This window comes from Secundilactobacillus collinoides DSM 20515 = JCM 1123 (genome assembly GCF_001435975.1).
Taxonomy (GTDB): Bacteria; Bacillota; Bacilli; order Lactobacillales; family Lactobacillaceae; genus Secundilactobacillus; species Secundilactobacillus collinoides.
This window is the reverse complement of the sequence record NZ_AYYR01000048.1, coordinates 1-10,619: the sequence shown is the minus strand read 5'-3', so window position 1 is coordinate 10,619 and position 10,619 is coordinate 1. Positions and strand designations below refer to the sequence as shown.

Annotated in this window: 4 protein-coding genes; 1 reads left to right on the top strand and 3 read right to left on the bottom strand. The window is 37.4% G+C overall.

Features of this window, described 5'->3' with window-relative positions; genetic code table 11:
• Positions 1-130 precede the first annotated feature (130 nt).
• Genes FC82_RS08650 through dptF form a run of 3 tightly spaced genes read right to left on the bottom strand, consistent with a single transcriptional unit; the run spans position 131 to position 9,362 of the window.
• Complete coding sequence (locus tag FC82_RS08650; protein WP_056996767.1) at positions 131-5,431, bottom strand: helicase HerA domain-containing protein; 5,301 nt, start codon at positions 5,429-5,431, stop codon at positions 131-133.
• Positions 5,412-6,752 (bottom strand): DNA phosphorothioation-dependent restriction protein DptG, encoded by a 1,341-nt coding sequence (gene dptG / locus FC82_RS08645; protein WP_056996766.1) that lies wholly within the window; start codon positions 6,750-6,752, stop codon positions 5,412-5,414. The genes FC82_RS08650 and dptG overlap by 20 nt, the downstream gene beginning before the upstream one ends.
• A 3-nt stretch (positions 6,753-6,755) precedes the next feature.
• Positions 6,756-9,362: a DNA phosphorothioation-dependent restriction protein DptF gene (dptF, locus tag FC82_RS08640; RefSeq protein ID WP_056996765.1), complete on the bottom strand. Its 2,607-nt coding sequence runs from the start codon at positions 9,360-9,362 to the stop codon at positions 6,756-6,758.
• A 345-nt stretch (positions 9,363-9,707) separates the two neighbouring features.
• On the opposite strand from dptF, the gene FC82_RS08635 reads away from it, so the two are divergent.
• Positions 9,708-10,532, top strand: a complete 825-nt coding sequence (locus tag FC82_RS08635; protein ID WP_056996764.1) for a zinc-ribbon domain-containing protein — start codon at positions 9,708-9,710, stop codon at positions 10,530-10,532.
• Positions 10,533-10,619 lie beyond the last annotated feature (87 nt).

Here is a 10,619-nt window from a genome sequence, read left to right as displayed (position 1 = left end):
CAAAAAAGCCAATAACCACACGCCTTTGGCGTGATTATTAGCTTTCAAGTTTCAGTCATTATCTATAAATAATAAAGGGCAGTCCTATATCTATAATGGATCGACAAGGGCTGCCCTTTTATATTAATCATTATTGTCCTAACCGTTCTTCAAGGCTATCAATATCAACCGTGGTCACAGACTTACCCAATTGTCCATGTGCATCCAAGGCTGGCCCACTAACGATGCACTGGCCTTTCTTCAGCTTAGTCAAAGCAGTCGTATAACCTTTTCGCTCATCCTTATCAGAAGTTAACATTGAGGCAATCGTCATCGTTTGATTTTCCGGTGGTAGAAAATGGATTTGTTCAGCAGCGTTATATATTGCATCAACTTCATCTTTTATCGACTTTAACGATTGCGTTGCAAATATCCCAGACCATCCAAATTTTCGACCTTCGCGCAAAATCTTTACGATTGGCGAATCCGGCTTAAAACTCAAGTTTTGAACTTCATCAAGGAAAACTGGATAAACTAACTCTTTATCACTATTCATCCTTGAATAGTTAAATAAATCCCACAGCAGAAACTCAATGATTGCTTTCTGCACGGTGTCAGGATATTGAGTTAATTGGATAATATTGATTTGTCCTGACTGACCAAAGTATGAAGCCCAGTCAAATGTCTGATTACTATAATCAAAAGGATCGTTATCCAAAATAGGCTGTAATCTGCCAAATAACGTTGCATAGTCCTTGTCATCCTGAATCTGCTGTTTTAGTGTGCTAAAGGTGTATTTACTGGTGGCAGACATACCTTCATTCATGACTTTAATGAGTGTACTTTTTTGCTGTACACCAAGGTTGAATTTAAAGTCCAACACTTCAGCCACTCGTGAAACAACATCGCTTGTCGTTTCCTTGAGTGTTTCAGTTCCAATACTAATATCGTTATATTTGAATGGATTGATTGGCAACTTGTTGAGCTTGACAATGTGTTGGTAGATCTCGGTAAAGTCGGTAAGCGTCTTTTTTAGCTGATCCGGTAAATAACTATCTGTGTAGTCAATAACTAATGTGTCGATTTTGCGTTTAGCAAATTCCATTAACAAGGTCTGCATAAAATAGGTTTTACCTTGCCCTGATTTACCAGTAATTAACATGTGTCTATTAGCCAATTGCGGATGATTGTATTCCCAATATGCTTTACTCGTTGATCCATCGATAGTGCCTAATAATATCTTGTCGTCCTTGGCAAATTGATTCTTCTGTTCAGCACTCGATCGCACTTCATCTTCAAGATGCTGTGGTTGATAATTATCCAAACTAGATACAACATCCTCAAGAGCATTGTTAACCGTATTACCCTTTGGTGTTGCATCAGTATCCAATGCTGATACCGTTTCTTCAGCATCAATTGTATCTTCAAACTGATGAATGGCGGCAATTCCAAGACTCGATTCATTGTCAGTGTCGGATACGGTCTCAGAAACTGATTTATTAGAAACGTCCTTATCCACTTCTGATTGATCAAAAGGTATTGCCTCAGTTTGGGCAGTATCAGTTGCTGTCACATCTGCGTGGCCATTCGCCTGCCAAACATTTTTTAACAAACGGTCACTATTAAAACCAAATTTATCATTCTGAATGTCATCAACCACTTCCTGAATTGTTGCTCCAGAGAACCGAAAAGCGTCACTCTCCGGAACTTGAACCAAGACACAGTTGTCGGTAATTTGAAGCATCCGATTCGTTTCGTCAGCCTTCAGTGAAAAAATTGCTTTGTTCTTATAGAAATCAGTCGCAGAATTATCCACTACCAGTTTGCCTTGTGAAACAACTTGCTTCGCTTGTTGAATCTGGTTGTATGTTGCTTGATCCATATCCCCGTTGCTAAAAAATTTCGCAACGTTAGCAAAAAATAATTTCATGAAGAAATCCAAATAGAAATCTGCTTTGAATCCATTAGCATTAAAAATTGTATCATTTAAGACCTTAAAAGTATGTTCGACTTGCTCTCTGGCCTTTATTTTGACACTATTATTGTTCTGACCGACCTTAACTTCTGTCGGTAAAAACGACACTTTCAGTTGATCACCATCGTACCATAAGCCAATAAATAGTAAATCATCCGAAATGCTGCCAGTTGCACCCAAACTCTTAGCACTAAAAATCGAGTCTTCACGAGTCTCACCGACAAACGAACCAGCTACCCGCAAGATTTCTTCCAGTGACAATGGAATCCACTGGACTGAAGGAGTTGCAAGAATGCCAAGCATTTCTTTGAAGGTCGCAAGAATGCTTAACTTCTCTTTTACAGTATTCTGTTGGTCACGATGACTCACAAGTCGCAAAAGCCACTCACCATTGACCACATTAAACGATTTAATGATTTTGTTTACAAATGTTGTGTCATGTCGTTGATCAACAATATCTGGTAGATTTTCGGACAAAATAAGTTCATATTGATTGACCTGTTTAGTCAACGTAATAGATTCATAATTAGCCGAATTAGTGTAATCCGTATAGTGAATTACATAAATATCCTGGTTCATTTTATTAAAGTAATCGAGTTTAACCAATGGATTTAATAACGTGACCCATTTGCTGTGATCAAACTGCTGCTGAAAATTGTCATCATCAAGCTCTTCAACGTTATTGGTCAGTGCTTGACCATGTGCCATAACTGAGTGTGAATGCGCGGTTGCTACTAACAAATCATTCCAGCTCTCAGCCAGTTCGATAATATCCGTCTTTGATTCGCCTAAGCCTTTGGTTCCAAAGCCGTTTCGAATACTATTTTGAACTCGAGTATATTCATCACCACCGATTAAGCCACCAATTGAATAGTTCATATTTAATTCTGAAGTATCATATTGTCCTAAAACAAGCCTATTTGTAAATTGATAAAAGGTAATGTGGTAATCAATGGCTTGATTGTCCCCATACACAATATTCAAATTGTTCTGAACAAGTTCAATCACCTGTTCAGGCTCTAAATCCGTGATGGTTTTAATTGAATCTTGAAAATAGGCTTCATACGTCTTTTTATCATGAATATTGTAAAAGCCGGCACTGACGAACCTGCTCTGTCGCTCATTAGAATTGCTAATGTACAAAGTGACCGGATTAATATTGCTCAAATAATCTTTATTCTGACTAATTTCAAAAATCAAATAATCTGTGACACTTTTCAGTAATGCACGCTCGTCACGAATGTTAACCGCATGGACGTTGAATTGATTGTGATTATCCTCAAACAAAAACTTAAAATGCTTTTTAAAATCTTTAAGGCGTTCAGTGATAATCTTCTGAGACGCTTCGCCGGTTTTAGATAAGTTAGCGTTCGAATAGATCAACCATCGCGGCGCATTGGATACATAGTCCGCACGAAAATAATCATTTTGGCGCTGCAGAAAAGGCGCTAAATGTATTGGATTGAGCTTTCTTTGAATGGTATCGGATAGGTCTTCTCGCCCGACATCTTCTTCAACTTGAAGTTGATACCCCAACAAGATTGGGCTGAATGGTGCAAAGCCAATATCTGATTGAATTGATACTTCACCAATTCGCGCGATGTTACGAATCTCAGGCGATGGTTCAATTCTATCTGCAGACCAATCGATTTCATGAATCACTTCATCTAGGATTTTTCGAACTAAAGATTTTATTTCAGTATCCCACGATACCAAGCTCATCAATGTTCCTCGAGCGCGTAAAGCATCAAATAAATTTAAATAATCCTGTTTCAGTGGCTGAGACAGCGGCAAATCAGGGAATAAACTTGAAAGTTGACTGTTTTCAAGTAGGTCCTTCTCAATTTCTAAATAACGTTTATGCATCTCAAAAACACTAAAAGCGTCACCACCAAAAACCAGTTGTTGATGTTGATAGTGACCATCAACTTCATTCTGTCTCCGAAAATTCTCAATATAAACTGCGTTCCTTGGAACTACCTTTTTGTCCTCATCAACAAATGAAAAATGAACTGGAATGCCTAGAAATGTGAGTGTGAAGTGATCTTCTTTCTCATCTGTCATTAATAGGTTCCGCATTTTAATACTAAACTTATCTCGTGAGCTGATGTTCAGGTTATTTAGCGCCCCTACAGAATCAGCATCTATTAACCGCGTTTCTTCACCAGCACCAAGTTCAAAATCATCCATATTACTTGGCAATTTAATTGTTGTTTGGTGTGCCTGCACGTTCAACGTATAAAATGGTCGGATATCAGCCATTACATTGCTATTCAATGGTAAGATTAAAATACTAAACGTGAAAGTTAAAGTACCATTACTTTGATGTTTATACGAAAATTTATACATTGCACTTGTACGCGGTTTAAGACCATCAAAAGCGACCCTTAGATGATTACCGAAGACACTTACCTTAGGATTTTTGTTGTCCAACACGCGTTTGGAAAGTCCATTTTTACTCAATGATTGATCAAAAGGGATACGTATCTCAATGTCAGATAGATTATTCGGATTAAATATAATCAAATGTCGATTACGTTCCCCAGCAGCCGTTTTACTTTTTGGTTGGTCCCAGATTGTAAAATTGGCATTCTCTTTTTTAAACTGGTCACCAAGATAGTTAATTTTAACCTGACTATTACGTTTGAGCGCTGCTTTGCCTGTCAAAATTCTACCATAATCCACTTTTTGCCATTCATCACTAGCAAGATCATTAACCAATGTCGATCCGGTAACCATTTTACTAAGACTTTCTTTAACATCACCAAAGCCCTGTAATGTTCTAACTTCAGCAAAATCATCTCGATTAGTCATCAAACGTTCAGTAATGTCATCGTCGTCATAGGTAAGAAGGCTTTTATCACTAAAATACCCCATCTGCTGATAATCAGAATTATCTAGGTGCCCTTTCTCAATAATCGAATAAGCATCAGCAAAATCCATCAGGGTGTAAGTCTGTTCTCCTTTGAATGAAGCATCCACCATATTGCAAAGAACTTCTTTTTCTTTTACGTTAAAAGTGTCAGTATCACGCACGTCACTAATAACATTTTTGCGTAATTCATCAATGTTGAAGGGACCACCTTGACGACTGATATCTTTAGCACCACTGTTAATACTGTCGAGAATTTGATTAGAGATAAACAATAAGGCCGTATTGTCCCACTTACCTTGTTGTCGCCCAATTTGATTCCGTAAATTAACCAAATAATCAGCTGTAACCCCAATCGTTGAAACAACAATTAATTTAAGTGAACTCGCTTGTTTCAATTGGACGGAAAGACCAGCATAAGCATTAACGTCGTTCCCAATTACAAATGAACTGACCCTCGGTGAGTCTGATAATGTCTTCATAAAGTCTTTGACTTGTTTTTGATCTTCAAAACTCAGCACATACCGATCGCCAGGTTTAATTTCAACTTTATTTGTCCACGCAATCAATCGTTTACATAAAAACTCATAGTATTCCTCGTACATACTGCGCATCCCCACTATCGCTTAATTTTTCTAGAATGTTTGCTTGCTCAAATAGGCTAATGACCTTGTCTCTAGTAATTCGGTCGAAATAAACGCCGCGTTCTTCAAATGCCTTAAAGACGTCCCGAAGCAACAATTTACCTTTACCAACAATTGCAGCTGTTAGTAATAAAACAGTGTGCTTGCTCATGGAGAACGTTCTTCCTAACTGACCGTGTGGTCGAGTGAATCCTTGCTTGCAAATTTCATTAAAAGACAATGCAAAACGCGAACTCGTTTCACGACTATTTTTATTTCTATTGTGTAGAAGTAATCGAAGGCTTTGAACAGCAGCCTGTAAAGTCGAAAGGTTTAGCGATACATTACTGGTAACCTGGGAATCCAACAATTGATACAACTGTGGTAAAAATTCTGCTAAATTGTTGCCAAGTTCGACTTGATACTCAAAGTCTGGTGCTAATATTTCATTTTTCCAATAGAAACGATTCTTATCAGGTATCAGTGCATTAAGGTAATTTAACATATCCACATCAGTCAACAAATCCCAACTATGGTCGTTCACTAAACGAAAACCATTGCTAACCGCTTTTCGGGACCTTGAAATGGGTTCATTCTCGAGCGAAAAATAAAGTGGTATTATCGTCTCCGTTACCGTTTCATCACTAATTCTGACAATTGTTTGACTGACGTAGCTAAAGTAGTAGAACTCAAGCAGTGCCCCGATATTGTCATAGAAATAATTTCTGTCACTCATTAAATGTAAAATATCACTATGAAAAAGTTTTGAAAAATGGTGCTGATCATAGTACTTAAAATTGCGCTTATCGGTTTTAGATTGCTGTTCCCCATTCTCCAGTGAATCAAACACTACTTTCTCATACAAATTATTAGGTTGTGCCTCACCAAAATATTGAATAAAATCAGCATCGTTATTTAATTCCAACAATGAAATTAAGAATTGACCAAGTCTTATTTCGCCTTTGCTTTCTTGACTATCAGACAATGCTATATACTGCAATAATTTTGAACTGTGCATTTCACGATACATTGGCGTTGAAAACAATTGCCTTACAATTTCAGAATCTATGTTTGTCTCTAATGACAACTTATCAAGTTGTAAGGATTCTTGATTAAATTCAGGTCCTTTGCCATTTACAATTCTCGCAATAACTCCTACAACTGGATTAAAGCCATTGGTAAATTTAACACGTTCTGGATTCCGGGTAAAAAACGGCAGCACTTGGCCAGAAAAATCATGGGCTGCGGTTAACTTTGTATTAAACCGAAGAATCTCACGTAATTGTTCAACTTCTTTACTCACTAGCTATTTCTCCCCCATCTCAACATCCATGCCATCATATGACAGGTGATAAAATTGATTTGTTTCAACATTGCCGATAAGTGTATCTTTAATAGTACGTCGACTCTTGCTGATATTCTCAACAAAGGTAGCTACATTCACATATTTGTGTCTATCTTCATTTTTTAAGAGATATCCGTTATTGACACGGGTAATGAGCTTAAAGAGATCATAATCAATAACCAAGTGATAACTCGTGCCTGCATCTGTGTTTTTAAGATCAAAAATAATATCAAAATCATGGGTCATTATTCCTTTAAATTCCAATTCAAAAGGAACAGCGACACCAAATTTTTCCTGCGCGTTAATGTAAGTGAAAATATAGTTATCTTGTGGACTGCCGCTCCAATTGTAAATAAATTGCTTGACTGCTTTGTAGAATTGATGGATTGCTGGGTCACTACCTGCATTGTTCGTGAGCAAATTCAACAAATGCAAATAACGTGTGTACGTAGCATCATCAAATACTGAATCCTTCCGTTCCAGCAAATATTTTATCCTTAGTAAGAATCCAACACTATCATGAAGGTGTAAGTCATCATCAAAATAGTTCCATAACCAGTCAATACTCCTAGCATCGTCATCATTTAAGTAAGCATTAACAAGTTCTTTTAAGGATGCTTGTGAGTTGTAAACATGACTCATAAGTTCTTCAATTTTTCGATTTTGCTTAGATAATGGGTCAAATTCATTGATTTTCTTTATCACTAAAGAATCGCCGAGACCACCAAAAAGAAGGTAAGGCAAAGATTGTTGGTAGGTGATGATTCCACCTTCTTTTTCTTTATCGGGTACTATAATGTCGTGTAACAGCTCCAATAGCGCACGAGTTGAGATGATGACCTTGGATTCAATTTGGATTTTTATTAAGAGATACTTCAAAGTTTCACGAACCTCTGGCCGACAAAACAATTCGTAGTTGTGGTGTGTCAGTCGCATCGAGTAATGCGCTTTGTCCTGTAAATAGGCCTTATAAAATGGATTCTCTTCATGATTCCCCTCATTTTGAGTTGCAACCTTGTCAAATAATGCATCATAAAATTGACTTGTAGCTCCTGTATCATCTAGATCAAAAAGCGGGTAATCACGGAATGATAGTAGGCTGAACCGAACCGAATTTAATTTATCAGCGTTTGTATGACTAGTTAAAATACCTGAGTTATCTAAAAATTCGATTAGCCTATTAAACTCTCCAGAAACCTCCGCTTGTCGTTTAAAGTTAACGAGTACTCCCATATTTATAGCGATTATCCAATTTTTTGTTGCGCTTTCAATTTGGGAATCTGCAAATGGGGATAGAACATCGAATAACGTTTCCATAGCAGTTTTCTGAGGATCAAAGCTCTCCGTGGCATCATAGTGGATGTTGATGTTTGTTTTTGCAAAGATATCTGGATGTATCTCTTTTAAATGGCCTATTAAGTGAGATTTTCCGTCGCCAACATTTCCAACCAGAAAGATAAGCTTGCCTTTGCGATTATTAAGCCCTTTCAACAATGATACAAAGTCATCCTCTAGTGACCCTCGATTAACATGCATATATTTTTGCATGTTATTTAGATGTTCTGCATCCACAATGGCGTTGCTTGACTGTCCTGACAAATAATCTAACTTCTGTTCCAACTGACTTGGAAGGTAATAATTACGATATTTTTGAATAAGACGCTTTACAAAATCGATATCTTGCTGCGTGACCACATGGTTTTCCTCACAAAGCGGCTCTACTCGATTACTGATTTCGTCGTAGTCATATCCCTCAATTTGTCTTGAGACACGTTGACGAATTCTTTCAAATTTTTTTGCAATACTCCCGGTTTTAGGTGTCACTTTAAAAGTAATTGCAATTTGCTGGTACAGTGCGTTTAATTGGATTTTTAGTTGGCGCTTCATGCTTACTTGAGTACCAGAAAGATTATCCTCCCTTACTGTTTCGCCATGTACAAGCAGTTTCTTTTCATAGTCAAGCGCATGCTGTTTTTTTGCAGTTTCATCCTCACGCACAATCTGAGTGTCTACATTATGGCTGATTGCCTCATTTAAATAATCTGATTTTTCATTCGCATGTAGACTTTGTGCAGGGTCACCAAAAGTAGGTGCTTGGCCAGAGAAAACTTCATTCACTGATTTCTTCATTTCCTTAGGAACTTCAGTCGGTTCATTTTTTGCCCGATTGACCCTATCCCATTGCCCATCGTCATGCTGCGGATACATCCCTGATGAAATAGCGGGTTCATTCGTCTTTTTTAATTTGTCAATCGTTGACTCTCGTTCAAAAAAAGTCAGTGGGCTCGCTATAATGTGACCATTGCCTGTGTCTGTGTCTGTGTCTGTGTCTGTGTCTGTGTCTGTGTCTGTGTCTGTGTCTGTACCTGTGCCTGTGCCTGTGTCTGTGTCTGTACTTGGTGTTCCTTCAACAGTTGTAGCAACCTCTTTTTTACCCATATCAGCAACCGGGGCACCTTGTTTCAAAGCAGCCAATTTTGCAGCTTCTTGCTTTAAATTTGCCCCACACTTTTGGCAAAAATTTGAACCTGAAACCACTGGAGCACCACAATTTGGACAAAAATGCATACCTATTTCTCCTCACATTTATCAGAATTCACTCTGACGTTATTTCTAATCTATTTTTAAAAACCGGTCCCCAAATGACCCGCTTTTACCCTTGTTATGTAATAAATATCACATTTTCCCTTATGAAAAACATTATACCCTATTAACTGACTTTACTATTACTTTAATTGTGTTTTTTTGACCCGATAAGCAAGAAAGTGTCATTATTAATAGTATGTATCATCTTATTTAAACATACGAATTTAGGATGGTTTTATAAAATTATCCTGTATAATGAAACAGGTCACTTAGTTTGTTACAATCACTTCAACAACAGCAGCCATACTTACTACTTCAGGAGAAACTATGAATAACAAAGCTAAATACTGTCTATCATGCGGAAACCAAATTTCAGCAGAGTCAGATTTTTGTCCATTCTGTGGAGCTAATCAAAGCGGTAAGGCCCCCGTAATCAAATCACCCCAAAAAACCGAGGATTTCCAACAGGCGATTCAACAGCACATTCGCAATTTAAAATATACTGTAGCTGTGCTTATTGTATGCTTCATCATTAGTACTGGGCTACTTGTATTTAATCATTTCCATTCTGTCGAAAAAGAAAAAACCAATAATACCGACGTGCAGGCTGAGTCCACACAGTTAACTAGAAATCCTAAATCTACTGGAAAGCCTTCAAAAACGTCTAAAATTTTGAAACTTACTGACGGAAAGGTCCCTTACGAAGACAAACTGATTGTTCCTGTAGATTATCAAAATCATTCTTGGGTCAATACAAAGGTCACAATTAATAGACTCACGCTTTACAAAACAAAACAGCCTGTTCAATACTATGACAGTGACAATGATAAATACTTTAAAATCAATGGTATTGTAGTTGTGCACTATAAGATTGAAACGGCCCGTGATATCAATATTTACCCAACAATGGGCACACTGAACACAAGCGATGGACAGCAGATTGATGCTGATACATCAAACAGTGATGATTTTGATGGGGAAATAAACAAAGGAGCTACCACTGATGGAAATATTGTCTATCCACTAAAGCGATTAAAATCTACAAAATCTTTATCAACACTGCGCTTAAAATGGGATGCAGATTATGATACAAATGACGATAATGACGAGAATTCATCGAAAACCTATGATGTGACACTTAAGCTTGAATAATTGAAATTATGAATAAAAAAAGACCAGCCATTTGCACTAGGCCCTGTCAAGTTGACAGATGAAATAATATAAAGTTGAGTCTGTTTC